The organism is Bradyrhizobium sp. KZN70725 (assembly GCF_055264925.1).
On record NZ_JBUYWT010000056.1, the window covers coordinates 1 to 24,924 of the forward strand.

Genomic DNA, 24,924 nt, shown 5'->3' on the forward strand with positions numbered 1-24,924 from the left:
GGATGGACCGGCTACGCCTCCCACCGTCCACCTGGACCAATCACCTTCCACACCGGAATGGCCCGCTTCCAAATCCTCGCAAATGGCCCGACAAACGTGTAGATGCACTAGTGCTTTCGCAGGGACGACAGCGGAATGGGCGGCGCGACCGTATCAAACCACCGGCCCAGAGCCCTGATGACGGCCCCGATTTCCTCCGCTAACCTCGCCGCAAAGATCCGCCAGCAAGGCGGACCGTGTTGAGGGAGGACAGGCGCTTGCATCAAGGCCGTGTCGTATTCGGTGCCATGGACGAGGTCGTGTTCGGGCGGCCCGCGCGTGAGGCCATCGTCGAGCAGCTGGACCGGATTGGCGCCGAGCGCGCCTTTCTGATGGTGTCGGGCACGCTGAACCGCGAGACCGACGAGATCGAGAAGGTTCGCGCGGCGCTTGGGCGCCGCTGCGTCGGCACCTTCGACAAGATGCCGGCGCATACGCCGCGCGCCGCGGTGATCGCGGCGGCGGAGCAGGCGCGCGGCGCGAAAGCGGATTTGATCGTCACGATCGGCGGCGGCTCGATCACCGACGGCGCCAAGGCGGTGCAGCTTTGCCTCGCCAACAACGTCACGACGTCCGACGGCATCGAGACGATCCGCACCCATGGCGGCGTCTCGCCCGCGATGAACCCACCGACCGTGCGCCAGATCAGCGTGCCGACCACCATCGCCGGCGGCGAGTTCTCGTCGATCGCCGGCGTCACCAACGAGGCCAAGCGGCAGAAGGAGATGCTGCGCCATCCGCTGGTGATGCCGCGCGCCACCATCCTCGATCCGGAACTGTCGGTGCACACGCCGGAATGGCTGTTCCTGTCGACCGGCATCCGTGCCGTCGACCATTGCGTCGAGGGCATCTGCTCGCGCGAGGCGCATCCTTACGGCGACGCGCAGGCGCTGAAGGGACTGGAGATGCTGGCAGCCGGCCTGCCGCGGGTGAAAGCCGACCCGAAGGATATTTCGGCGCGAATGGATTGCCAGATCGGCACCTGGCTCTCCACCGGCCCGCTCGCCTCGGGTGTGCCGATGGGCGCGAGCCACGGCATCGGCTACGTGCTCGGCGCCGAATTCGACGTGCCGCACGGCTATACCTCGTGCGTGATGCTGCCCGCGGTGATGCGCTGGAACAAGCGCGACAATGCCGACCGGCACGCGCTGGTCGCGGCCGCAATGGGACATGCGGGCGCGGACGCCGGCGACGTGCTCGACCTCTTCATCCGCGACCTCGGCATGCCGCGCAGCCTGCACGAGGTCCACGTCGGCCCCGAGCATTTCGACCGCATCGCAAAGCAAGCGATGCGAACGCCCTGGGTGCCGCGCAATCCGCGCAAGATCGACGATCCATCCCAGGTTCGCGAGATTCTGGAGATGGCTGCATAGAGCGCTTTCGAGCGAAGTGGGTACCGGTTCGCGTGAAGAAAACGCGTCAAACAAGAACAAGCACGATCAAGGGGGATCTGGAGTTCGATGTATACCGGCAAGCATGCTTACCTGCGCCCGCTGCAACCCGCCTTCATCATGGCCGGGACCGGCGAGACCGTCACCTATCGTGAGCTCGAGGCGCGCTCCAACCGGCTCGCGCATCTGTTCCGCAAACAGGGGCTGCGGCGGCTCGACCATTATTCGATCTTCATGGAGAACAACAACCGCTACCTCGAGGCCTGCGGCGCCGGCGAGCGCGCCGGGCTCTACTTCACCTGCGTCAACTCCTACCTCACCGCGGGCGAACTCGCCTACATCCTGACCAACAGCCAGTCGCGGATCCTGATCACCTCGAAGCTGAAGCTCGACATCGCGCGCGAGGCGCTGAAGGAGTGCCTGCGGGTCGAGCTCTGCATCGTGGTCGACGGCGAAAGCGAGAGCGATCGCATTGTCGGACTGCGAGAGGCCACCGCAGGCCTGCCGTCAACGCCGATCGCGGACGAATTTGCCGGCACCGCGATGCTGTATTCCTCCGGCACGACCGGCCGGCCCAAGGGCATCGTGCGGCCGCTGCCGGAGCAGCCGCCATCGCAGAACCTGCCGCTGTTCGATTTCCTGACCAAGCTCTGGCACTACCGCGAGGGCATGGTCTACCTCTCGCCGGCGCCGCTCTACCACTCGGCGCCGCAGGCCGCGGTCAATCTCACCATCCGGATGGGCGGCACGGTCGTCATCATGGAGAGCTTCGACCCGGAGCGCTATCTGCAGCTGGTCGAGCAATGGGGCATCACCCACAGCCAGCTGGTGCCGACCATGTTCTCGCGCCTGCTGAAACTGCCCGAGGAGGTTCGCGCCCGCTACGATCTGTCGACCCTCGAGATCGCGATCCATGCCGCCGCGCCCTGCCCGGCGCTGGTCAAGGACGACATGATCAAATGGTGGGGCCCCATCATCCACGAATATTACGGCGCGACCGAGGGGCTCGGCTTCACCGCCTGCAACAGCGAGGAGTGGCTCGCGCATCGCGGCACCGTCGGCAGGGTCCTGCTCGGCGATCTGTATATCCTCGACGAGAACATGCAGCCTTGCCCCAAGGGAACGCCGGGCACCGTGTGGTTCAAGACCGCCACGCCATTCGAATATTTCAACGACCCCGCCAAGACCGGCGAGGCGCGCTCGGCCGACGGCAGCATGAGCACGGTCGGCGACGTCGGCTATGTCGACGACGACAACTTCCTCTATCTCACCGACCGCGCCACCTTCATGATCATCTCCGGCGGCGTGAACATCTATCCGCAGGAATGCGAGAACCTCCTGATCACTCATCCCAAGGTCGCCGACGCCGCGGTGTTCGGCGTGCCCAATGTCGATCTCGGCGAGGAAGTGAAGGCGGTGGTGCAGCCGGTCGACGGCATCGCGCCGGGGCCGGAGCTTGCCGAGGAACTGATCGCGTTCTGCGCCGGCTCGCTGTCGCGCCAGAAGGTGCCGCGCTCGGTGGATTTCGAAGCCGAGCTGCCGCGGCTGCCGACCGGCAAACTCTACAAGCGCCTGCTGCGTGACCGCTATTGGGGCAACAAGACCTCGCGGATCGTGTGAGCGGCGGTGCGGCATCCGGACTGATGCTGCCAACCAAGCCGACGGACGCAACGGACTCGCCGGTCGCGCGGATTTCGCGCTATGCTCCGGGATCGTAAGCCAGCTTCGCCGGAGGCCGCCATGCCATTGCCCCAGCCGCGCGAGCCGGAGCCGGTGCAGGCCGGAAGGCTCGAATTCACTGCCGCCGAGATCGGTGCACTCGCCCATCTCTATCGTGGCGAGGTCTATCGCAGCACGGTCTGGCGCACCCGTCTCGACAGTTCGACCAACTGGGCGGTGGTCACGACCGGGATCGCGCTGTCGGCGACCTACAGCAGTGCGGAAGCCTCGCCCTTGCCGATGGTCCTGGTCGGACTGCTGGTGACCGTATTCCTGCTATTCGAGGCGCGGCGCTATCGCTATTTCAACGTCTGGCGCGCCCGGGCGCGGTTGCTCGAAACCGATTTCTACGCACCGATGATCCGCGGCGAGGGCCCCACACCGAACGCAGCCTGGACCGACCTGCTCGCCAACGACTACCGCCGCCCCAGCTATCACATCAGCTATGTCAGAGCGATCGGCCGGCGCCTGCGACGGACTTATGGCTGGATCTTCGCGATCCAGGCCATCGCCTATTACGGCAAGCTGGCGATCCACCCGCTGCCGCTGACCACGATGAGCGCGATCTTGGACCGCGCTTCGATCGGTCCGATTCCCGGAACCATCGTGATTCTGGCCGGTGTCGCCTTCCATTCCAGCTGGGCGCTGTTCGCCTTCGTCACACATCGCATCGAGGTCGCGGACCGGCGCACGCGGCACAATCTGATCGCAATGGGCTGAGGCGCCGCGGGCCGCGTTGCCGATCGCGGGCTTTTCCCCTAACCTCGCCGCAACAACAAAGAAAAGGGAGGACTTGCGATGGAAGTGATCCCACTGCGTCCGGGATTCGGTGCCGAGCTGCGCGGCGTCACGCTGTCAGACGTTGCCGCCAGCGATGCCGCCTATGCGGCGGTGCGCGCGGCGTTCGAGGAACATTCGGTGCTGGTGTTCCGCGGTCAGGAGGTCAGTGACGACATCCAGCTCGCCTTCTCGCGCCGGTTCGGTCCGCCCGAGGTGACCAAGGTCGGTTCGATGGGCACCGGTTCGCATTTCGTGATCCTCTCGACCTTCGGGCCCGACGGCAAGGTGGTTCCATCCGATCACCGGCAGCAGCTGCGCGCCAGGGCCAACCAGCTCTGGCACACCGACTCTTCCTTCAAGCAGGTGCCGGCGCTGACCTCGATCCTGTCGGCGCGCATCATTCCTGAACATGGCGGCGAGACCGAATTCGTCTCGATGCGGCTTGCCTTCGAGCGGCTCGACAAGGACGCGGCAAGTCGGCTGGAGAACAAGTTCGCCTGGCACTCCTACGCGCATTCGCGCAGCAAGGTGGCCACCGGCCTCGCAACGACTGAAGAAGTCGACGCGCTGCCGCCGGTATGCTGGCGGATGGTCTGGCGCAATCCCGTCAACGGCCGCGGCGCGCTGTATCTTGCCTCCCATGCCTATGGCGTCGAGGGCATGGATACCGAGGCCGGCAGGGCGCTGATCGAGCAATTGACCGAAGCCGCGACCGCGCCCGGCGTCAGCTATCTGCATCAATGGAAGCAGGGCGACGTCGTGATGTGGGACAACCGCGCCACCATGCATCGCGGCCGCCCCTGGCCGGCGCATGAGGGCCGCCTGATGATTCGCACCACGATCTCGGCGACCGAGGCCGATGGCGTCGCCAACATGCACCTGCCTTCGCCGCAGGCGGCGGAGTGAGGTGAATGCGAATGTTTCCCCGTCATCCTGAGGTGCGAGCGGAGCGAGCCTCGAAGGATGCACGGCCACCAGCTGGGCCGTCGATCCTTGGAGACGCGCTTCGCGCTCCTCAGGATGACGGAGAGCGTGTGCAGTGCGCGGCTTACATCGGCGACATACTGTCGCTGATTGCAGCCCGCTTCACGCCGCACACATCGGCATCGGCAACCGAATTCAAACGGAGTTTCGCCGCTGCATAGCAAAACGACCCAGGTTCCCCGCAATCACAGCCATTATTCCCGATCCGTGGAAATTTTAATGTTGTGGGGTCATCCGAATTGCCAATCCCCGCGCGATCCTCGCTGGTTGCCCGACAGCCTCACCGTGGTATCGTCGATGCCAATCGGCCATTGAGACCGAAATGTGGGAGGGGACCATGCGGAGCGTGCAAGCGCTGGCCGTCGCGGTGTTGTCTGTGCTGATCATCAGCGACGTTTCACGCGCAGCCGAGCCGAAACCGGGCGGCATCTTCAGGATCTATCACCGCGACAGCCCCGGCAGCGCCTCGATCCACGAGGGCGCGACCTATTCGCTGAACGTTCCGTTCATGCCGATCTTCAACAATCTCGTCATCTTCGACCAGCACATCGCCCAGAACAGCACCAGCACGATCCGGCCCGAGCTTGCGGAAAGCTGGGCCTGGAGCGGCGACAACAAGACGCTGACCTTCAAGCTGCGCAAGGACGTGAAATGGCACGACGGCAAGCCGTTCACCGCCGCCGACGTCAAATGCACCTTCGACATGCTGATGGGCAAGTCGCAGCAGAAGTTCCGGCAGAACCCGCGCAAGTCCTGGTACGAGCAAGTCGAAGAGGTCACGACCAACGGCGACCATGAGGCGTCGTTCAAGCTGAAGCGGCCGCAGCCGGCGCTGCTGTCGCTGCTCGCCTCGGGCTACTCGCCGGTCTATCCCTGCCATGTGTCGCCGGCCGAGATGCGCACCAAGCCGGTCGGCACCGGCCCGTTCAAGTTCGTCGAGTTCAAGGCCAACGAATCGATCAAGCTCACCAAGAACCCGGATTACTTCAAGAAGGGCCTGCCTTATCTTGACGGTATCGAGTTCACCATCATCCCGAACCGCTCGACCGCAATCCTCGGCTTCGTCTCCGGCAAGTTCGACATGACGTTCCCGACCGAGGTCTCGATCCCGCTGCTCAAGGACGTCAAGTCGCAGGCGGCCAATGCGGTCTGCATGGTGGAGCCGAACAACGTCTCCACCAACATCATCATCAATTCGACCGCGCCGCCGTTCGACAATCTCGACATCCGCCGCGCGCTGGCGCTGGCGCTCGACCGCAAGGCGTTCATCCAGATCATGTTCGAAGGCCAGGGCGACATCGGCGGTACCATGGAGCCGGCGCCGGACGGGCTGTGGGCGATGCCGAAGGACATGCTGGAGCAGATCCCCGGCTACGGTCCCGACATCGAGAAGAACCGCGAGGAAGCCCGCAAGCTGATGCAGAAGGCGGGCTATGGCCCGGACAAGCACCTGCAGATCAAGGTCTCGACCCGCAACATCGCGGTCTATCGCGATCCCGCGATCATCCTGATCGACCAGATCAAGAGCATCTACATCGACGCCGAGCTCGACGTCGTCGACACCGCGCAATGGTTCCCGAAGATCGCCCGCAAGGACTATTCGCTCGGTCTCAACCTCACCGGCAATGCCGTCGACGAGCCCGACCAGTCGTTCTACGAGAACTACGCCTGCGGCTCGGAGCGGAACTACACCAACTACTGCAACAAGGAGATCGAGAAGCTGTTCGACCAGCAGTCGGAAGAGACCAACGTCGACAAGCGCAAGAAGATGGTCTGGGAGATCGACAAGAAGCTGCAGGAAGACGTCGCGCGTCCGATTATCTTCCATGCCCGCACCGGCACCTGCTGGCAGCCTTACGTGAAGAATGTCACGATCATGTCCAACAGCTCCTATAACGGCTATCGTTACGAAGACGTCTGGCTGGACAAGTAGGCCTAGCGTTTTCGGGCGAAGTGGATACCGGTTCGCGCAAAGAAAGCGCGTCGGAAGACAAGACACAGGCGGGATCAAGGAGAGAGCCAGGGTGTTTGCCTATATCGTGCGGCGGCTGTTCCTGATGCTGGTGACCCTGTTCGGGATCTCGGTCATCATCTTCGTGCTGCTGCGCGTCGTTCCCGGCAACATCGTCGACATCCTGTTCGACGCCGCGGGCTTCGTCGACCCCGCCGACAAGGCCAATCTCGAGCGCGAGCTCGGGTTGAGCCAGCCGATCGTGATCCAGTATCTGCACTGGATCGGCGGCCTGCTGCACGGCGATCTCGGCTATTCCTACGTTTCGGAAAAGCCGGCGCTGGAGGAAATCCTGCCGCGGATTCCGATCACGGCGCGGCTCGCCGGGTTGGCGCTATTGTTCTCCGCCTCGATCGGTATTCCGCTCGGTGTCATCAGCGCCGTCCACCAGGGCTCACGGCTCGATTATGCGCTGCGCGTCGTCAGCCTCAGCGGCCTGTCGCTGCCGTCTTTCTGGCTCGGCCTCTTGGTCTTGATGGCCTCGGTCTCGCTGTTCGGCACCATGCCGATCTTCAATCCGAACCCGAAAACCTGGCTCGAGGCGCTGACCATCTATGCGGTGCCGGCGATGGCGGTGGGCTTCCGCAGCGCGGCACTCACCATGCGCATCACCCGCTCCTCGATGCTGGAGATCCTGCGCCAGGACTATATCCGCACCGCGCGCGCCAAGGGCGCCTCCGAGGCCTCCGTGAACTATCACCACGCGCTGAAGAACGCGGTGCTGCCGGTCATCACCGTGATCGGCATCGAGGCCGCGTTCCTGATCGGCGGCCTGATTGTCACCGAGACCGTGTTCAACATCCCTGGCATCGCCCGCTTCCTGGTCGAGGCGCTGCGCTGGCGCGACTACCCGATCGTGCAGAACCTCGTGATGTTCATCGCCGTCGTCGTGGTGGTGGTGAACTTCATCGTCGACATGCTTTATGCGGCAATCGACCCACGTATCCGGTTTGGAGAGTGACATGACAGGATTGGTCGAAGGCCGAGTCCAACTCTTACCTCGCCCCGCTTGCGGGGAGAGGTCGGATCGCATCGCAGATGCGATCCGGGTGAGGGGGGCTCACCGCGAATCCAACGCCCACCGCGCTTGCGGAGAGCCCCCCTCACCCCAACCCTCTCCCCGCAAGCGGGGAGAGGGAGAAGACCGTTCTGCAATCATCAGGCGAAGAAGCTGACACGTGGCGACGATCAATTTCGACAGCGAATTGCGACGTGCCGGGGCCAACGCCACCGGTGGCTGGGGACGGTTTGCGTTCCTCGCGCAGCGCCACGTGCTCGGCACGGTCGGCCTCGTCATCATGCTGCTGTTCGTGCTGACCGCGATCTTCGCTAACGTCATCAGCCGCTACGATCCGCTCAGCGTCGATTCCGCGCACCGGCTGGCTGCGCCGTCCGCGCTGCACTGGTTCGGCACCGACTCCTTCGGCCGTGACGTCTGGAGCCGCATCATCCATGGTGCGCGGATCTCGCTTGCGGTCGGCATCGGCTCGACGACGCTCGGCGCCACGCTCGGCGTGATCGTCGGCCTCGCCTCTGGCTATCTCTCCGGCTGGGTCGACCTCGTGTTCCAGCGGGTGACCGACATCCTGCAATCACTGCCGCTCTTGGTACTCGCACTCGTCATGACCGCGGCGCTCGGTCCCTCCCTGCCGAACGTGATCCTGGCGATCGCAATTCCCCTGATCCCGACGGTCGCGCGCGTGATCCGCGCCAACACGCTGGCGCTGCGCGAGCAGCCGTTCGTCGAGGCCGCCAAATCGATCGGCATGAGCGAGATGCGGATCGCGCTGCGCCACGTGCTGCCCAACACCATCGCGCCGCTGATCGTGCTCGCCACCGCGCAGCTCGGCTCAACCATCCTGACCGAAGCGTCGCTGTCGTTCCTTGGCCTCGGCATCCCCGAGCCTTATCCGTCCTGGGGTCGCATGCTGTCCGAATCCGCCGCCGAATATGTCCGCACCGCGCCGTGGCTGGTGATCTTCCCCGGCATTGCGATCAGCCTTGCGGTGTTCGGCACCAATCTGTTCGGCGACGCGTTGCGCGACATTCTCGATCCGAGGCAGCGCGGCTGATGAGCGAGGCCAAGACGCTCGATACGATTCTCGACGTGAAGAACCTGCAAACGGTGTTCTTCACCAACTCCGGCCTGTTCCGCGCGGTAGACGACGTCTCGTTCTCGGTCCGCCGCGGCGAGACGCTGGCGATCGTCGGCGAGTCCGGCTGCGGCAAGAGCGTCAGCGCGCTGTCGATCATGCGGCTGGTGCCCGATCCGCCCGGCCGCATCGTCGGCGGCTCGGTGACGCTCGAGGGCACCGATCTGCTGAAGCTCGACGATGCCGCGATGCGCGACATCAGGGGCAACCGCATCTCGATGATCTTCCAGGAGCCGATGACCTCGCTCAATCCGGTGATGCGGATCGGCGACCAGATCATTGAGGCGGTGCGGCTGCACCAGAAGGTCAGCAGCAAGGAGGCCTGGAAGCAGGCGGTCGACATGCTGCGGCTGGTGCGGATTCCGGAGCCGGAGCGCCGCGCGCAGGAATATCCGCATCAGCTGTCCGGCGGCATGCGCCAGCGCGCGATGATTGCGATGGCGCTGGCGTGCCGGCCGGCGCTCCTGATCGCGGACGAACCGACCACGGCGCTCGACGTCACCATCCAGGCGCAGATCCTGGCGCTGATCGTCGATCTGCAAAAGCGGCTCGGCACCGGGCTGATCCTGATCACCCACGACCTCGGCGTCGTCGCGCAAACCGCGCAGCGCGTGATCGTGATGTATGCCGGCAAGAAGGTCGAGGAGGCGACGGTCGAAGCTTTGTTCGAGACGCCGCTGCATCCCTACACCCGCGGACTGATGGCCTCGATGCCGGCGGTGATCGCGCTCGGCGCGAAGACCGATGCGCGGCTGACCGAAATCCCCGGCATGGTGCCGTCGCTGACCAAGCTGCCGCCCGGCTGCGCCTTCGCGCCGCGCTGCAAGCTGGCGGTCGACCGCTGCCGTCAGGAATATCCGCCGCTCGACGAGATCAAGAGCAATCACTGGGCCGCGTGCTGGCGCGCCGGCGAGATTGCGGAGGCGTAATGACCGAACAGCGCCCGCTCCTCGAGGTGACCGACCTCGTCAAGCACTACGCGGTGCGCGGCGGTGTGCTGCGCCGGCAGGTCGGCACCGTGCATGCGGTCGACGGCGTCAGCTTCGCGCTCGGCGCCGGCGAGACGCTCGGGCTGGTCGGCGAATCCGGCTGCGGCAAGTCAACGGTGGCGCGTACCGTGCTGCGGCTGGTCGAGCCGACCAGCGGCGCCATCAAGCTGGATGGCGAGGACATCGCGCCGCTCAGCAAGACGGCGCTGCGGCCGTACCGGCGCTCGATGCAGATCGTGTTCCAGGATCCGTTCGCCTCGCTCAACCCGCGCATGACGGCCGGCGACATCGTCGGCGAGCCCCTCATTGTGCATGGCCTTGCGACCGGGGCGAAGAAGCAGGAGCGCGTCGCGGAACTGTTCCAGCAGGTCGGTTTGCGGCCCGACCAGATGAAGAATTTCCCGCACCAGTTCTCCGGCGGCCAGCGCCAGCGCATCTGCATCGCGCGTGCGCTGTCGCTCGGGCCGCGGCTGATCGTCTGCGACGAGCCGGTCTCCGCGCTCGACGTCTCGATCCAGGCGCAGGTGATCAATCTGTTGATCGACCTGCAGCGCAAGCAGAATTTCTCATACCTGTTCATCGCGCACGATCTGGCGGTCGTCGCCCATATCAGCCACCGCGTCGCGGTGATGTATCTCGGCCGCATTGTCGAGATCGCCGACAAGCACGAGCTGTTCGCCAATCCGCGCCATCCCTACACCCAGGCGCTGCTCGCCTCGGTGCCGATCGCCGATCCCAAGGCCAAGCGAACCGCACCGCTGATCGACGGCGACGTGCCGAGCCCGATCAACCCGCCCTCAGGCTGCGCCTTCCACACCCGCTGCCGTTACGCGATGGATCGCTGCAAGAGCGAACGCCCGGCGCTGCAGGCGGCCGGCCCGGCGCATCAGGTCGCCTGCTGGCTGAATGACGGGACGGGGCAAGCGGCCTCATAAATGTCGTCCCGGCGAAGGCCGGGACCCATTACCCCGAATGCCCGTTGATTTGCCAAACTGGGGCCACAGCTTGCTCCAACAACATACAGCGGTGGTTATGGGTCCCGGCCTTCGCCGGGACGACAGTCTTTATGCCGCCGCCTCAATCTCCACCACGATCTTCCCCGTCGTCACCTGCTCCCCCTCGGCGACATCGATCGACGACACCGTGCCCGCGACGCCGGCGGTGTGGACGTGCTCCATCTTCATCGCCTCCAGCGTCATCACCGGCTGGCCGGCCGCGACCTTGTCGCCCGGCTTCACCAGCACCGCGACGACCCGGCCGTTCATGGCGGCGCGGACCTTGCCGTCACCGCCAGCCGCCGTCGCGCTCTCCGGCGGCGCCAGCGTGAGATCGCGCACCGACAGCGTGACGCCGCGATGCAGGATATAGAGCCGGTCGCCATCGCGCAGGAATTGGGCATGCTCCATCACCCCATCGTGGTGGAAGCGGATGCTGTCCTGGCTGAGCTCGTCGATCACGAAGCTGAAGCGATCGCCGTTGCGGGTCGCGATGTAGCTGCCGTCGCGCTCGCGGACAATCTCGATCTCCTGCACGCCGTGGCCGAGATCAATCCGCAGGCCGAGCGGGAATGTCGCTGCGAGCGACCGGCCGCGCCGCCATGGCGGGGCGTGCGGATTGGTGACGTAGAGCAGCAGCGCCGCAAGCGCGAGGTCGCTGCCGCGATCCGGCCGCGGCGCCAACAGCGCGTCGCGGTTGTCGCCGATGAAGGCCGTGGTCGCCTCGCCTCTAGCAAAGACAGGGTAGCGCAGGCAGTCGATCAGGAAGCCCTGGTTGGTGGTGACGCCGAAGGCCGTGACCTGCTCCAGGGCACAGATCAGCTTGCCGCGCGCCTCCTCGCGGGTCGTGCCATGGCTGATAACCTTGGCGATCATCGAATCATAGAACGGCGGAATCTCCGAGCCGGACTGCAGCGCGTGCTCGACGCGGATACCGTCGGGCATCTGCCACCGCGCCATCGTACCGGATTGCGGCATGAAATCGTGCGCAGCATCCTCCGAGCAGAGCCGGACCTCGATGGCATGGCCGGAGAACTTGACGTCCTCCTGGGTCAAGCCGAGCGGCGCGCCACTGGCGACGCGCAGCTGCAATTCGACCAGATCGAGCCCGGTGATCGCCTCGGTGACGGGATGCTCGACCTGCAGCCGCGTATTCATCTCCATGAAGTAGAAATTGCCGGCGCGATCGAGCAAAAATTCCAGCGTGCCCGCACCCTCGTAGCCGATCGCCTTGACCGCCTGCACCGCGACCGCGCCCATCCGCGCGCGCAGCTCCGGCGTCACCGCCGGCGACGGCGCCTCCTCGACCAGCTTCTGGTGCCGCCGCTGCACCGAGCAATCGCGCTCGCCGAGATGGATGGCGTTGCCATGGCGGTCGCCGAACACCTGGATCTCGATGTGGCGGGGATTGACGATCGCGCGCTCCAGAATGACGGTCGGATCGCCGAACGCACCCTGCGCCTCCGACCGCGCGCTGCGCAGCGCGTCGGGAAATGCCGCCGCATCGGCGACAAGCCGCATGCCGCGGCCGCCGCCGCCGGCGACCGCCTTGATCATGACCGGAAAACCAATGGCCCTGGCTTCCGCCAGCATCACGGCATCGCTCTGGTCGGCGCCCTGATAGCCGGGCACGCAGGGCACGCCGGCCCGCTGCATGATCTCCTTGGCGCCGGCCTTGTTGCCCATCGCAAGGATCGCTTCCGGCGACGGACCGATGAACACCAGATCCGCATCGCGGCAGGCATGCGCAAAATCCTCGTTCTCGGCGAGGAAGCCATAGCCGGGATGCACCGCGCCGGCGCCGCTCGCCTTGGCGGCGGCGATGATCGCGTCGATCTTCAGATAGGATTGCGCCGGCAGCGCCTCGCCGATCCGCACCGCCTGGTCGGCCTCGCGCACATGCAGCGCGTCACGGTCGGCGTCCGAATAGACCGCTACGACGCCATGGCCGAGCCGCCGTGCCGATCGCATGATGCGCAGCGCGATCTCGCCGCGGTTGGCGATCAGGATCTTGAAGAACGGCGTCCGCTTCACGATTGCCCCGCTCATGGCCGCGCCACCGAGAACTGCATGCGCTGCGGGCTGCGGGCCTCGGCCTCGCGGCAGATCGAAAGCACCTCGGCAAGCACCGTCCGCGTGTCGCGCGGATCGATCACTCCGTCGTCGAGCACCCGGGCGCTGGTCGAGAACACGTCCATCTGGCTGTCGAACACCCCGGTGATCTGCGCCTTCATCGCGTCCAGCTTCTCCTTCTCGATCGGCTTGCCGCGCCGCGCCGCCGCGGCTTCGGTGACGATCGCCATGGTTTCGGCGGCCTGCTCGCCGCCCATCACGGCGGTCTTGGCGTTGGGCCAGGAGAAGCAAAAGCGCGGGTGAAAGCCGCGGCCGCACATGCCGTAATTGCCGGCGCCGAACGAGGCGCCGCAATACAGCGTGATCTGCGGCACCGTCGCGGAGGTCACCGCCTGGATCATCTTGGAGCCGTGCTTGATCATGCCGGCCTCTTCATAGGCCTTGCCCACCATGTAGCCGGTGGTGTTGTTCATGTAGAGGATCGGCGTGCGCGACTGGCAGCAGGCCTGGATGAAATGCGTCGCCTTGTTGGCGCCGGGCACGTCGAGCGGGCCATTATTGGTGATAATGCCGATCGCTTGGCCCTGGATGCGGGCTTGGCCGCAGACCGTCGCCGGACCGTAATTGGCGCCGAACTCGGTGAAGTCGGAATCGTCGATGAAGCGCGCGATCGCCTGGCGCATGTCGACGGGACGCTTGTGGTCCATCGGCATGATGCCGAGCAGTTCCTCCGCGTCATAACGCGGCGGTTTGAACGCGGCCGGCGCCGGTGCCGGCCGGTCCCAAGGCAACTTGGCCATGATGTCGCGCGCGATGCGCAGTGCGTCGCGGTCGTCCTCGGCGAGATAATCGCCAAGGCCCGAGATCGAGGTGTGCATCTCGGCGCCGCCGAGCTCCTCCTCGGTCGCGATCTCGCCGGTGGCCGCCTTGAGCAGAGGCGGCCCGGCAAGGAACGCGCGGGTGCGGCCGCGCACCATCACGATGTAGTCGGAGAGACCGGTCTGGTAGGCGCCGCCCGCGGTCGAGGAGCCGTGGGTGACGGTAACGACGGGAAGCCCTGCCGCCGACAGCCGCGCCAGGTTGCGGAAGATGTTGCCGCCACGGACGAAGTCCTCGACACGGTAGCGCAGCAGGTTGGCGCCGGCGCTCTCGACCAGCTGCACATAGGGCAGCTTGTTCTCCAGCGCGAGCTCCTGCACCCGCAGCGTCTTGTCGAGGCCGTAAGGCTGCAATGCGCCCGCGTCGATGCCGGCATCATTGGCGCTGACCATGCAGCGGATGCCGGAGACGAAGCCGATGCCCGCGACCAGTCCGCCGCCGGGCACGCTCTTGTCCGCATCCGCTACGTCGAACATGTAACCGGCGAGCGTCGACAGTTCGAGGAAGGGCGAACCGGGATCGAGCACCAGCGCGACGCGCTCGCGTGGCAATAGCTGGCCGCGCTTGTGGAAGCGGTCCTTTGCCGCGGCGGAGGCTGCGCGCGTCCGCTCCTCCAGGGCGCGCATCCGGGCGATCAGCGCCAGCATGCCGTCGCGATTGCCCTGGAAGGCGGCGCTGCCGGTGGAAATCGTGTTCTCGATGATGGCCACTAGGCGCGCTCCACAAAATGTCCGCTGTATTGCTGCCGCAGCTCGACCTTGCGCAGCTTGCCGGTCGCGGTCATCGGCATCTCCTCGAGGATACGCACCAGCTTCGGCACCTGGAAGCCACCGAGATGCTTTCTGCAATGCGCCTCGATGCCGGCCTCGTCGGCCACCGCGCCGGGCTTCAGCTTGACGAAGGCGGAGACCGCCTCGCCCCATTGCGGATGCGGCAGGCCGACCACGGCGGCGTTCTGCACGGCGGGATGCGCCAGCAACGTCTCCTCTATCTTGACGGAGGCAACGTTCTCGCCGCCCGACTTGATCATATCCTTCTTGCGGTCGAGGAACAGCACCTCGCCGTTGCCGTCGATCAAAGCAAGATCGCCGGTATGGTGCCAGCCGAACTTGCGCGCCTCCTCGGTCGATTTGGGGTCCTTGTAGTAGCCCATCATCACATTGGGTCCGCGATGCACCAGCTCGCCGATCTCGCCGCGCGGCAGCAGATTGCCGTTGTCGTCCATGATCGCGGTCTCATTGACGATCAGCGATTCGCCCCAGTAATTGCCGAAACGGTCGAGCTGCACCTCCGGGCGGGACATCGTCGTCGCCGGATACATCTCGGTCTGGCCGCTGGATAGCACGAAGTTCGGACAGAGATCGGCCATGGCGCGCTCGAGCAGCGGCTTGCCCATCGGCGCCATGGTGTAGATGCAGCAGCGCAGGCCTGACAGGTCGTAGTCGCGCCGGCGCGGATGGTCGAGGATCGCCTGATACATCAACGACAGGCCGACGAACACGGTGAGCTTGTCGCGCACGATCGCCTCCATGCACGCGACCGGATCGAAGCCACGCATCAGCGCCATGCGGCCGCCGACCGAGAGATAGCTGAGCAGCAACACGTGGCCGGCGCAGTGGAACAGCGGAAACTGTCCGGTGATCCCGTCATCGCGCGAGAGCTGCATCTCGATACAATTGCTCATCACGGCCATGACAACGGCGAGGTGACAATGCATCGCGCCCTTCGGCCGCGAGGTCGTGCCTGACGTATAGATGATCATCGCGAGGTCGCGGTCGTTGATCTCGATGTCAGGCTCAATATCGGACTGTCCCTCCAGCAGACCGTTGAACTCCTGCAATCCGGTCTTGCCGGCATTGCCGGTCAGATCGATCGCGATCATCTCCATGCCGCGCGCTTCCAGCGCGGCGCGGCGGTCGGCCTGGGCATGAAGGGCGTCATCGATGATGGCGAAACGCACCTCGGCATGGCCGAGGATGTAGTCCATATCAGCCGGTCCGAGCATGGTGTTGATGGGCACCCAGACCAGCCCGGCGCGGTGAATGCCAAACAGCGCTTTGACGAATTCGACAGAGTTGTTGCAGATGGTCGAAATCTTCTCGCCCGGCTTCAGCCCGCGCTGCACCAGATGATTGGCGAAGCGATTGGCGTCGCGCTCGAGTTCGGTGAAGGTGACCTGCCTGCTGCCGTCGGTCAGCGCGATGCGATCCGGAAACCGCCGCGCGGCGCGCTTCAACAGGTCGCCGATCGCGACCCGGCCGATACGACCCGGCCCGGTGACGCCGCCGGTTGCTGCGAGATTGTGCATGCGTTTCTCCTCCCGGGCTCCGTCATTCCGGGATGCGCGAAGCGCAGACCCGGAATCCAGAGGTGTGGCGCGAGATTCCGGGTTCACGCTTCGCGTGCCCCGGAATGACGGTCAGTGTCGCGTTCCAAAAATCTGCCGCGCCTCGGCCGGGCTCGCGATCTCGCGGCCGGCGCGGCGCGCGCAGGCGGCGAGACCTTCGACGAGCTGCCCGTTCGACGTCACCTTGGTGCCGTCGCCGAGATAGAACGTATCCTCGAGCCCGCTGCGCAGATGGCCGCCGAGGTCGGCGGCGCGCTGGTGCAGCGGCCAGATCTCGGCGCGGCCGATCGCGGTGACCTGCCAATGCGCCTCCGGCGCCTTCAGCTTCAGGAGGATCGGCAACAGCTCCGGATCGGCCGGCATGCCCGAGGCGACGCCCATCACGAAATTGTATTCGAGCGGACCGGAATACATCCCGGTCTGCCGGTACATGCCAACGCAACGCACGATGCCGACATCGAAGCACTCGAATTCGGGAATGGTGCCGGCCGCCTTCATCACGTCGAGATAGTCTTGCACCTTCTCGACCGCGTTATCGAACATCATGGGCGGCCAGGCCCAGGTGTTGTCGGCCTTCACCTTCAGATAATTCAGCGAGCCGGCATTGCAGGCGGCGATCTCGGGCCGCGTCTCGCGCACGCAATCGAGCGCGCCCTGGTAGTTCGGGCCAGAGGTGCCGGTGGTGTGGTTGATGATCACGCCGGGGCAGGCCTCGCGGATCGCCTGCTGGATCTCCTTGCTGACGCCGACATCCCACGACGGCAGGTGGCCCTTGTTCGGCTCCTGCTGCCGCAGATGGATGTGCATGATGCTGGCGCCGGCGTTGAACGCGGCCTTGGCCTCGCGCGCCATCTGTTCCGGCGTCACCGGAACGTTGTGCTGCTTCGGGTCGGTAAGCACGCCGTTCAGCGCGCAGGTGATGACGGCCTTGTCGCTCATGGGTCTCTTGTCCGCTTGCAGCGCACATGCGCTGCTGATTTCGCCATGATGAGAACTTTGCCTTCGCGCCATCTTGCGTTGACTGGCTAAGTGGATGCGGCGACGACACGATCTGCCGCCAGCCGGTTAACACAAGACGCGGCGCCCGTATCACGCCTAACCTTGCTGCCAAGCAGAAGCGGCGCAACAAGCCGGCATCACGGGGAGAACGTCATGGTCTCGATCAACCGGCGCACATGGCTCACCGGCGCGGCAGGCGCGGGACTTGCCGCGGTCGCGGGTCTTAAGCCTTCGCTGGCCGACGACACGCCAGGCGTCACCGCGACCGAGATCAGGATCGGCAGCACCACCTCCCTGAGCGGCCCGGTATCCGCGCTCGGCGTGCAGGCGCGCTGCCAGGAAGCCTATTTCAAGATGCTGAACGAGCAGGGCGGCATCGCCGGCCGGCAGATCAAGTACATCTACTATGACGATGCGTTCAACCCGGCGAAGACGGTCGAGCAGGTGCGCCGACTGATCGAAAGCGACAATGTCGCCTTTCTGTTCAACATGCTCGGCACCGCGCCGAACTCGTCGGTCGTCAAATACATCAACGCCGCCAAGGTGCCGCACTTGTTCCTGTCGGTGAATGGCGACAAATGGGGCGACTACAAGACCTATCCCTGGACCATGGGCTTTGCGCCGAGCGCGCGGACCGAGGCGCAGGTGTTCGTCAAGTATGCACTGAGCCAGAACAAGAACGCGAAATTCGCGGTGCTCTACCAGAACGACGATCTCGGCAAGGATTTCGTCGCCGGGGCCAAGGACGTGCTCGGCGAGCGGTTCGCGACCGCGGCCGTGGTGGCCTCGCACGAGGTTACCGATCCCACGATCGATTCCCAGATCGTTGCGCTGCGCGGCGGCAACCCAGATGTGCTGATCTCCGGCACCACGGCAAAGTTCTGCGCGCAGTCGATCCGCAAGATCTATGAGCTCGGCTGGAAGCCGATGCACTTCATCGCCAGCGGCGCCGCCTCGATCTCCTCGACCATCGCGCCTGTCGGCCTCGACAAGTCGCAGGGCACGATCTCGTCGGCCTATGTCAAGGACGTCGCCGACCCGCCTGGGCCAATGATCCCGGCGTGAAGAACTTCCTCGCCTTCATGGAGAAGTACTTCCCCGACGGCAATCCGAAGGAAGGCTACAACCTCTACGCCTACACGGTGGCGCAGGTGCTGAAGATCGTGCTCGAGCAGTGCAAGGGCAATTTCACGCGCGACAACATCATGGCGCAGGCCAACAACCTGAAGGACATCGAGGTGCCGACGCTGTTGCCCGGCATCCGCGTCAACACCAGCCCGACCAATCATCACCCGCTGCAGCAGCTTCAGCTGCAACGGATCGAAGGTCCGGGCTGGCTGCGGTTCGGGGAGGTGATCCAGGGCGCGAATTTGTAGCGGAGAACAACCCCAATGTCGTCCCGGCGAAGGCCGGGACCCATAACCACCGCTGCTCATTATTTAACAGCGCGTCTGCCATCCCGCATCACGGATAGATCACGCGGTATGGGTCCCGGCGTTCGCCGGGACGACAGCGGAGGTTACGTCAGCGCGCGCTCGCTCGCGGTTTGCCCGGTGCGGTAGATCGCAAGGTCCCGCGAGCCGGAGAAGATCGCGCGCGGCTTCAAGCCATAGAAGCGGCGGATCGAGTGGCTGAAATGCGTGCTATCGGGATAGCCGATATCCTGCGCGAGATGCGCGAGGTTGATGTCCTGGTTGGCGAAGTGCAGCAGATGCCGCGCGCGCTTCCAGGCGCGGAAGGAGCGGAACGAAATCCCGGTCTCCTCCTTGAACAGATGCAGGAAGCGCGAGGGCGATAGCCCGGCCTCGGCGGCGCAGCCCGCCGCAGTTACCGGCTCGCCGGAGAACTGCCCGATGCGGCCGATCGCGCGCACGACACGCGGATCGAGCACGCGCTGCGGCAGCGCGTCGCCGAAGCACATGGTGTCGAACTCGGCATTCGCGATCGCATCGCGATGCTGCATCTCGGCGAGCGTCGCATAGGCGTTGCGAATGCGATTGGCGAACAGATGGGAGTCCGATCCTTGCAGACGGCGGGCGACGGCTTCGAGCGTGCCGTCGGGCACGCTTTCCGGCTCGATCGCGACGCAGATCGCCGAGCGATATTCGCTGGTGATGGTGTGGCGGAGGTTCGGCATCGTCACCGCGAGCTCGCCATGCGACTCGCGGCCTTCGCTGGTCGACAGATGCAAGCCGTCGCGGATCGCGACATAGACATGGAATGCACCGGGACAGCGCTCGCGCGGGCGTCCGAGCAGCCCGGCATAGAACACCCGTTCCGGCGTGATCAGCATCCGGTGACCGGATTGCTGGCTGGAGCTCTGGCACTTCGCGTCCACGATCGCGTCCATGGCGGTTCCTCCTCGCGCGGCTCTTTGGCCGCTGCGGCGGAGCTACCATAACGCAAATTCGCACGCTGTCACTGCAACGAAACGTCGTCATTCCGGGGCGATGCGACAGCATCGAACCCGGAATCTCGAGATTCCGGGTCTGGTGCTAACGCACCCTCCCGGAATGACGAGCGCTAAAGCCGCGCCCGCGGCGCAACGTTCTGTTCCTGACCGGCTTTTTGCTCCGCCGCGACCGCACGCTGGTAACCGTCGCGCTGCTGCAGCCGCGCCCAATAGGCCGCGACATTCGGCCCGAAATCCTTGGCGAGGCCGATATTGCTGGCGAGACGGAGCGCATAACCGTTGGCGATGTCGGCCGCGGTGAAGCGTTCCGCGCAGAGGAATTCCGACTTCGCGGCGGCGGCCTCGACCGCGCGCAGGCGGCCCAGGAACCATTTTGCATAATCGCCCGAGACCTGCGGGTTGCGCCGCTCCTCCGGCTCAAGCTGGCTGTAGCGGAGCACCAGCGTCTGCGGGAAGGTCAGCGTCGCGTCGGAAAAATACATCCAGTTCAGGAACGCGCCATAGGCCGGCTCGTCGACGCCGACGATCAGCGGCGTCGGGCCGTATTTGGTGCCGAGATAATGGCAGATGCCGGAGGACTCCGTCATCCTGGTCTCGCCATCGATCATGAACGGGATGGTGCCGAGCGGATTGATGCCGAGATATTCCTTGGCGAACACGCGCGGCGGGAACGGCAGCATCTTCAGCTCATAGGCAAGCCCGAGCTCCTCCAGCATCCACAGCGGACGGAACGAGCGCGCGGCGTCGCAGTGATAGAGCGTGATCATCAGGCGTTTCCCTTTTGCTTCAGGCCAGGCAGCGTGCCCATCATCTTGCACAATACCATGAGCATGACCTCGTCGGCGCCGCCGCCGATCGAGGTCAGGCGGCTGTCGCGATAGGCGCGGCTGACCGGCGTCTCGTTGGTGAAACCCATGCCGCCCCAATATTGCAGGCAGGCATCGGTAAGCTCGCGGCCGAGCCGGCCGGCCTTCAACTTGGCCATGGTCGCGAGCCGCGTCACGTCCTCGCCGGCCACCAGCGCCTCGCCGGCACGATAGATCAGCGAGCGCAGCAGCTCGACCTCGGTCTGCATTTCCGCGAGCTTGAAGTGAACCACCTGATTGTCGAGGATCGAGCCGCCGAACGCCTTGCGGTTGCGAGTGTAGTCGATGGTCTCGTTGATGATGAATTCATGCGCCTTCAGGCAGGCGGCCGCACCCCACAGCCGCTCCTCCTGGAACTGGATCATCTGGTAGGTGAAGCCCTGGCCCTCCTCGCCGATCCGGTTGCGCTTCGGCACCCGGACATTGTCGAAGAAGATCTGCGCCGTATCCGACGAACGCATGCCGAGCTTGTCGAGCTTGCGCGCGATCTGCACGCCCTTTGTCTTCATGGGCACGCAGATCAGCGACTTGTTGCGATGGACCGGGCCGTCGCTGGTGTTGGCGAGCAGGCAGATCCAGTCGGCCTGGGTGCCGTTGGTGATCCACATCTTGCCGCCATTGATGACGTAGTCGTCGCCGTCGGCGCGCGCACTGGTCTTGATCGAGGCGACGTCGGAGCCGGCGCCGGGCTCGGAGACGCCGATGCAGGCGACCTGATCGCCGGCAATCGCCGGGCTGAGGAATTCGCGCCGCACCTCGTCGGAGCCGAACCGCGCCAGCGCCGGCGTCGCCATGTCGGTCTGCACCCCGATCGCCATCGGCACGCCGCCGCAGGTGATGGCGCCTAGCTCCTCGGCCATCATCAGCGCGTAGGAATAATCCAGTCCCTGGCCGCCGAACTCGACCGGCTTGTTGAGGCCGAGGAAGCCAAGATCGCCGAGCTTCTTGAACAGCTCATGCGCCGGGAAGATGTCGGCCTTCTCCCATTCGTCGACATGGGGATTGATCTCGGCCGCGATGAACTTCTGTAGAGCGCGGCGCGGTTCGTCGTGGTCGGCGGTGAAGAGCATGTTCTCGAACTATCCTTTGTCATTCCGGGGCGATGCGAAGCATCGAACCCGGAATCTCGATCCATTACCTCTGGATTCCGGGTTCGCGCTGGCGCGCGCCCCGGAATGACCTTGCCTTCTCACCTCCCCCTGAAAGGGGGATGTCGGCACGTTCGGCTATGCCGAGCGGGCCGGGTGGGGGTCAAACTAGCAGTCCGACTCGCGGCTTGACCCCCACCCTGCCCTCCCCCTTTCAGGGGGAGGGTTCACAATCCGCCTTTTCGCCGCGACCACATCATCACCTGACGCGATCACAACCCCATCTGCCGGCTCGCGAGGTCCTTCATGATCTCCTCGGTGCCGCCGCCGATGGCGTTGACCTTGACCTCGCGGTAGATACGCTCGACCTTGACGCCGCGCATGAAGCCGGCGCCGCCGAAGATCTGCACCGCCTCGGAGGCGCAATGCGCCATGGTCTGGGTCGCCTGATTCTTCATCATGCAGATCTCGGCGACCGGGCTTTCGCCCTGGCCGAGCCGCCATGCCAGCATTTCCAGCATCGCCTGCGAGGCCGCAACCTTCTGTGCCATGTCGACGATCTTGTGCCTGATCACCTGGTGCTGCGCGATCGGCTTGCCGAACGTCTTGCGCTCCTTGGCATAGGCGACCGCCTCGTCGAGGCAGACGCGCGCATAGGCGGTGCAGCTCGCCGCCATGCCCATGCGCTCGCTGTTGAAGTTCTGCATGATGATCTTGAAGCCCTGCCCTTCCTCGCCGATCAGGTTCTCGACCGGCACGCGGCATTCGTCGAAGTGAAGCGTCGCGGTATCCGACGCCCACCAGCCCATCTTCTTCAGCTTGGTGCGGGACAGACCGGGCGTATTGCCTTCGATCAACAGCAGGCTGACGCCGCCGGGACCTTCGCCGCCGGTGCGCACCGCGACCGTCAGATAGTCGGCGCGCATGCCCGAGGTGATGAAGGTCTTCTCGCCGGAGACGACGTAGTGATCGCCGTCGCGCCGCGCCCTGGTGCGCAGGTTCGCGACGTCGGAGCCGCCGCTCGGCTCGGTGATCGCGAGCGCGGAGATCTTCTTGCCGGCGAGCACCTCCGGCAGCACCCGCGCCTTGACCTCGGGTCGCGCGGCACGGGCGATCGGCGGCGAACCGATGGTGTGGCTCATCAGGCTCGAGGAGACGCCGCCGGCGCCGGCACGCGCCAGCTCCTGCGAGGCCACGATTCTCATGAACTGGTCGGCGGCGATGCCGCCATATTCTTCCGGGAAGCCGAGGCCGAGTAGCCCGATCGCGGACGCCTTGGCATAGAGCTCGCGCGGAAACTCGCCGTCCTCGTCCCATTGATGGGCATAAGGCTCGATTTCCCTGGCAACAAAGCGCCGCATCACCTCGCGAAAGGCCTCATGCTCGCCGGTGTAGAACGGGTTTGCCATCCGCGTGCTCCGTTGATTCTTCCCTCCGACGATGTCCGGATTTCTCCCGGTTCACTTGCGTCGAGTGGCTGCCATCGGTGCCGACGCCCGGTCCGGCGATTTGCCAGCCACTAAACGCAAGACAGTATCCTTATACGCCCCCTCCACTGCCAATTCATGGCATCAATTGAGCCAGGAACAGGCGGCGCAAGACTGCCGTTCCGGAGGAGGGAAATTTGCCGGTTCGTTACTACGACTGGATCGCGCATCATCGCCGGCGCACGCCGGACAAGATGGCGCTTGTCGATCTCGCCAGCGGACGCCGCTTCAGCTATGCGGAGCTCGACGCCCGCGTGTCGCGGCTCGCGGCCTGGCTGCGCGATGGGCTCAAGGTTGCCAGCGGCGACCGCGTCGCGGTGCTGGCGCTGAACACGACGGATACGCTGGAGGTGCAGTTCGCCTGCTTCCGGATCGGCGCGATCTTTCTGCCGCTCAACACCCGCCTCACCGTTCCCGAGCTGCGCTACATCACCGGCGACGCCGCGCCGAAGGTGATGATCCATGACGACGACCTCGCCGAGACCGCGCTTGCGGTGGCAAAGCTCTGCAATGTCGCTGCGACCGTGAAGCTCGGCCCGGGCGGCGCCTATGAGACCGGCATCGCGGCAGCCGCGCCGCTCGAACGGTTCGAGGAGGTCATGCTCGATGACATCTCGACCATCATGTACACCTCGGGGACGACGGGCCAGCCCAAGGGCGCGATCATCACGCATGGGATGACGTTCTGGAATTGCGTCAATCTCGGCGGCCCCGCCTACATCTCGCCGGCCTCGGTGCTGCTCACGGTGCTGCCGCTGTTCCACACCGGTGGTCTGAACTGCTATACCAACCCGGTGCTGCATGCCGGCGGCACCGTGCTGATCATGCGCGCGTTCGATCCCGGCGAGGCGCTGAAGCTGATCGACGATCCCGCGCAGGGCATCAACGTGTTCTTCGGCGTGCCCGCGATCTACCAGTTCATGGCGCAGCACCCGTCCTTCGCTACGGCGGATTTCAGCCGCCTCGTGATCGGCGGCGTCGGCGGCGCGCCGATGCCGGTGCCGCTGCTCAAGACCTGGGAGGCGCGCGGCGTCGCACTGCAGCAGGGCTACGGCATGACCGAGACCTCGCCGGCGGTGATGGTGCTCGACCGCGAGGATGCCGCGCGCAAGGCCGGCTCCTCCGGCAAGCCGGTGCTGCACACCGAGGTCCGCATCGTGCGGCCCGACGGCAGCGACGCCGCGGTCGGCGAGCTCGGCGAACTCTGGGTCAAGGGCCCGAACATCACGCCGGGCTACTGGAACAGGCCGGACGCCAATGCCTCCTCCTTCACCGACGGCTGGCTGCACACCGGCGACGCCACGCGAATCGACGAGGAAGGCTTCTACTACATCGTCGACCGCTGGAAGGACATGTACATCTCGGGCGGCGAGAACGTCTATCCGGCCGAGGTCGAGAGCGTGCTGCATCAAATGGCGGCCGTCGCCGAAGCCGCCGTGATCGGCATCCCCGACGAGCAATGGGGCGAAGTCGGCATGGCGATCATCGCCGTGAAATCCGGCCATTCGCTGACCCCGGCCGAGGTCCACGCGCATTGCCAGGCCAATCTGGCGCGGTTCAAATGCCCGCGCCTGATCGAATTCATCGAGGTCCTGCCGCGAAACGCGACAGGCAAAATTCATAAGCCGACGCTCCGGCAACAATTCAGCCGGCCGAAGCCAACCGATACCGCGGGGTGAGCCAGACGCGCGCCGCGCGTTCCGGAATTCGC

20 protein-coding genes are annotated in these 24,924 nt (G+C 65.2%); 12 read left to right on the forward strand and 8 right to left on the reverse strand.

The window, feature by feature from the left end:
- The first annotated feature begins 257 nt into the window (after positions 1-257).
- From ACZBJS_RS34300 to ACZBJS_RS34340, 9 genes are all read left to right on the forward strand, one after another.
- A complete protein-coding gene (locus tag ACZBJS_RS34300) occupies positions 258-1,412 on the forward strand; it encodes an iron-containing alcohol dehydrogenase (protein WP_316398547.1) in 1,155 nt (384 codons plus the stop codon).
- A gap of 87 nt (positions 1,413-1,499) precedes the next feature.
- Positions 1,500-3,050 carry an AMP-binding protein gene (locus ACZBJS_RS34305; RefSeq protein WP_168858616.1) on the forward strand — a complete coding sequence of 517 codons (1,551 nt, stop codon included), beginning with the start codon at positions 1,500-1,502 and terminating at the stop codon, positions 3,048-3,050.
- A gap of 120 nt (positions 3,051-3,170) precedes the next feature.
- Positions 3,171-3,869 (forward strand): DUF2270 domain-containing protein, encoded by a 699-nt coding sequence (locus ACZBJS_RS34310; RefSeq protein ID WP_371852193.1) that lies wholly within the window; start codon positions 3,171-3,173, stop codon positions 3,867-3,869.
- A gap of 78 nt (positions 3,870-3,947) precedes the next feature.
- The gene (locus ACZBJS_RS34315) at positions 3,948-4,835 is read left to right on the forward strand and encodes a TauD/TfdA dioxygenase family protein (protein WP_316398546.1); all 888 of its coding nucleotides are present in this window, start codon (positions 3,948-3,950) and stop codon (positions 4,833-4,835) included.
- 415 nt (positions 4,836-5,250) lie between these two features.
- Positions 5,251-6,846 (forward strand): ABC transporter substrate-binding protein, encoded by a 1,596-nt coding sequence (locus tag ACZBJS_RS34320; protein WP_316398545.1) that lies wholly within the window; start codon positions 5,251-5,253, stop codon positions 6,844-6,846.
- Between the two features lie 91 nt (positions 6,847-6,937).
- On the forward strand, positions 6,938-7,885 hold the full coding sequence (locus ACZBJS_RS34325; protein ID WP_057021208.1) for an ABC transporter permease: 948 nt from the start codon (positions 6,938-6,940) through the stop codon (positions 7,883-7,885).
- Between the two features lie 217 nt (positions 7,886-8,102).
- Entirely contained in the window at positions 8,103-8,996 is an 894-nt protein-coding gene (locus tag ACZBJS_RS34330; RefSeq protein WP_016848340.1) for an ABC transporter permease, read from the forward strand.
- Entirely contained in the window at positions 8,996-10,006 is a 1,011-nt protein-coding gene (locus tag ACZBJS_RS34335) for an ABC transporter ATP-binding protein (protein ID WP_316398544.1), read from the forward strand. The genes ACZBJS_RS34330 and ACZBJS_RS34335 overlap by 1 nt, the downstream gene beginning before the upstream one ends.
- Positions 10,006-11,001 (forward strand): ABC transporter ATP-binding protein, encoded by a 996-nt coding sequence (locus ACZBJS_RS34340; protein ID WP_316398543.1) that lies wholly within the window; start codon positions 10,006-10,008, stop codon positions 10,999-11,001. Before ACZBJS_RS34335 ends, ACZBJS_RS34340 begins: the two co-directional genes overlap by 1 nt.
- A gap of 129 nt (positions 11,002-11,130) precedes the next feature.
- On the opposite strand, the gene ACZBJS_RS34345 is transcribed toward ACZBJS_RS34340, so the two are convergent.
- The 4 genes from ACZBJS_RS34345 to ACZBJS_RS34360 all read right to left on the reverse strand — a co-directional run bounded on the left by ACZBJS_RS34345 (position 11,131) and on the right by ACZBJS_RS34360 (position 17,299).
- Positions 11,131-13,110: an acetyl/propionyl/methylcrotonyl-CoA carboxylase subunit alpha gene (locus ACZBJS_RS34345; RefSeq protein ID WP_316398542.1), complete on the reverse strand. Its 1,980-nt coding sequence runs from the start codon at positions 13,108-13,110 to the stop codon at positions 11,131-11,133.
- Entirely contained in the window at positions 13,107-14,723 is a 1,617-nt protein-coding gene (locus tag ACZBJS_RS34350) for an acyl-CoA carboxylase subunit beta (RefSeq protein ID WP_316398541.1), read from the reverse strand. The genes ACZBJS_RS34345 and ACZBJS_RS34350 overlap by 4 nt, the downstream gene beginning before the upstream one ends.
- The gene (locus ACZBJS_RS34355; RefSeq protein ID WP_253588607.1) at positions 14,723-16,321 is read right to left on the reverse strand and encodes an AMP-binding protein; all 1,599 of its coding nucleotides are present in this window, start codon (positions 16,319-16,321) and stop codon (positions 14,723-14,725) included. Before ACZBJS_RS34355 ends, ACZBJS_RS34350 begins: the two co-directional genes overlap by 1 nt.
- Before the next feature lie 111 nt (positions 16,322-16,432).
- Entirely contained in the window at positions 16,433-17,299 is an 867-nt protein-coding gene (locus tag ACZBJS_RS34360; protein ID WP_057021261.1) for a beta-keto acid cleavage family enzyme, read from the reverse strand.
- Between the two features lie 213 nt (positions 17,300-17,512).
- On the opposite strand from ACZBJS_RS34360, the gene ACZBJS_RS34365 reads away from it, so the two are divergent.
- Both ACZBJS_RS34365 and ACZBJS_RS34370 read left to right on the forward strand, forming a co-directional pair.
- A complete protein-coding gene (locus ACZBJS_RS34365) occupies positions 17,513-18,424 on the forward strand; it encodes an ABC transporter substrate-binding protein (protein WP_463439806.1) in 912 nt (303 codons plus the stop codon).
- Positions 18,421-18,735: a type 1 periplasmic-binding domain-containing protein gene (locus ACZBJS_RS34370; protein ID WP_463439807.1), complete on the forward strand. Its 315-nt coding sequence runs from the start codon at positions 18,421-18,423 to the stop codon at positions 18,733-18,735. Before ACZBJS_RS34365 ends, ACZBJS_RS34370 begins: the two co-directional genes overlap by 4 nt.
- A 143-nt stretch (positions 18,736-18,878) precedes the next feature.
- Here ACZBJS_RS34370 and ACZBJS_RS34375 read toward each other — a convergent pair whose 3' ends face one another.
- From ACZBJS_RS34375 to ACZBJS_RS34390, 4 genes are all read right to left on the reverse strand, one after another.
- Positions 18,879-19,709 carry a helix-turn-helix domain-containing protein gene (locus tag ACZBJS_RS34375; RefSeq protein WP_057021202.1) on the reverse strand — a complete coding sequence of 277 codons (831 nt, stop codon included), beginning with the start codon at positions 19,707-19,709 and terminating at the stop codon, positions 18,879-18,881.
- A 173-nt stretch (positions 19,710-19,882) separates the two neighbouring features.
- Positions 19,883-20,539, reverse strand: coding sequence for a glutathione S-transferase family protein (locus ACZBJS_RS34380; protein ID WP_057021201.1), 657 nt, complete (start codon positions 20,537-20,539; stop codon positions 19,883-19,885).
- Positions 20,539-21,708 (reverse strand): acyl-CoA dehydrogenase family protein, encoded by a 1,170-nt coding sequence (locus ACZBJS_RS34385; RefSeq protein WP_057021200.1) that lies wholly within the window; start codon positions 21,706-21,708, stop codon positions 20,539-20,541. Before ACZBJS_RS34385 ends, ACZBJS_RS34380 begins: the two co-directional genes overlap by 1 nt.
- A gap of 290 nt (positions 21,709-21,998) precedes the next feature.
- Positions 21,999-23,135, reverse strand: coding sequence for an acyl-CoA dehydrogenase family protein (locus tag ACZBJS_RS34390; protein WP_316398540.1), 1,137 nt, complete (start codon positions 23,133-23,135; stop codon positions 21,999-22,001).
- Between the two features lie 215 nt (positions 23,136-23,350).
- On the opposite strand from ACZBJS_RS34390, the gene ACZBJS_RS34395 reads away from it, so the two are divergent.
- Positions 23,351-24,892, forward strand: coding sequence for an acyl-CoA synthetase (locus ACZBJS_RS34395; RefSeq protein WP_316398539.1), 1,542 nt, complete (start codon positions 23,351-23,353; stop codon positions 24,890-24,892).
- Positions 24,893-24,924: the final 32 nt, after the last annotated feature.

Bases quoted from the DNA above. Each gene is read 5' to 3' on its own strand.
- ACZBJS_RS34305 (WP_168858616.1), top strand. From the start codon at position 1,500: ATGTATACCGGCAAGCATGCTTACCTGCGCCCGCTGCAACCCGCCTTC.
- ACZBJS_RS34310 (WP_371852193.1), top strand. From the start codon at position 3,171: ATGCCATTGCCCCAGCCGCGCGAGCCGGAGCCGGTGCAGGCCGGAAGG.
- ACZBJS_RS34315 (WP_316398546.1), top strand. From the start codon at position 3,948: ATGGAAGTGATCCCACTGCGTCCGGGATTCGGTGCCGAGCTGCGCGGC.
- ACZBJS_RS34320 (WP_316398545.1), top strand. From the start codon at position 5,251: ATGCGGAGCGTGCAAGCGCTGGCCGTCGCGGTGTTGTCTGTGCTGATC.
- ACZBJS_RS34335 (WP_316398544.1), top strand. From the start codon at position 8,996: ATGAGCGAGGCCAAGACGCTCGATACGATTCTCGACGTGAAGAACCTG.
- ACZBJS_RS34340 (WP_316398543.1), top strand. From the start codon at position 10,006: ATGACCGAACAGCGCCCGCTCCTCGAGGTGACCGACCTCGTCAAGCAC.
- ACZBJS_RS34345 (WP_316398542.1), bottom strand. From the start codon at position 13,110: ATGAGCGGGGCAATCGTGAAGCGGACGCCGTTCTTCAAGATCCTGATC.
- ACZBJS_RS34355 (WP_253588607.1), bottom strand. From the start codon at position 16,321: ATGCACAATCTCGCAGCAACCGGCGGCGTCACCGGGCCGGGTCGTATC.
- ACZBJS_RS34360 (WP_057021261.1), bottom strand. From the start codon at position 17,299: ATGAGCGACAAGGCCGTCATCACCTGCGCGCTGAACGGCGTGCTTACC.
- ACZBJS_RS34365 (WP_463439806.1), top strand. From the start codon at position 17,513: ATGGTCTCGATCAACCGGCGCACATGGCTCACCGGCGCGGCAGGCGCG.
- ACZBJS_RS34375 (WP_057021202.1), bottom strand. From the start codon at position 19,709: ATGGACGCGATCGTGGACGCGAAGTGCCAGAGCTCCAGCCAGCAATCC.
- ACZBJS_RS34380 (WP_057021201.1), bottom strand. From the start codon at position 20,539: ATGATCACGCTCTATCACTGCGACGCCGCGCGCTCGTTCCGTCCGCTG.
- ACZBJS_RS34385 (WP_057021200.1), bottom strand. From the start codon at position 21,708: ATGCTCTTCACCGCCGACCACGACGAACCGCGCCGCGCTCTACAGAAG.
- ACZBJS_RS34390 (WP_316398540.1), bottom strand. From the start codon at position 23,135: ATGGCAAACCCGTTCTACACCGGCGAGCATGAGGCCTTTCGCGAGGTG.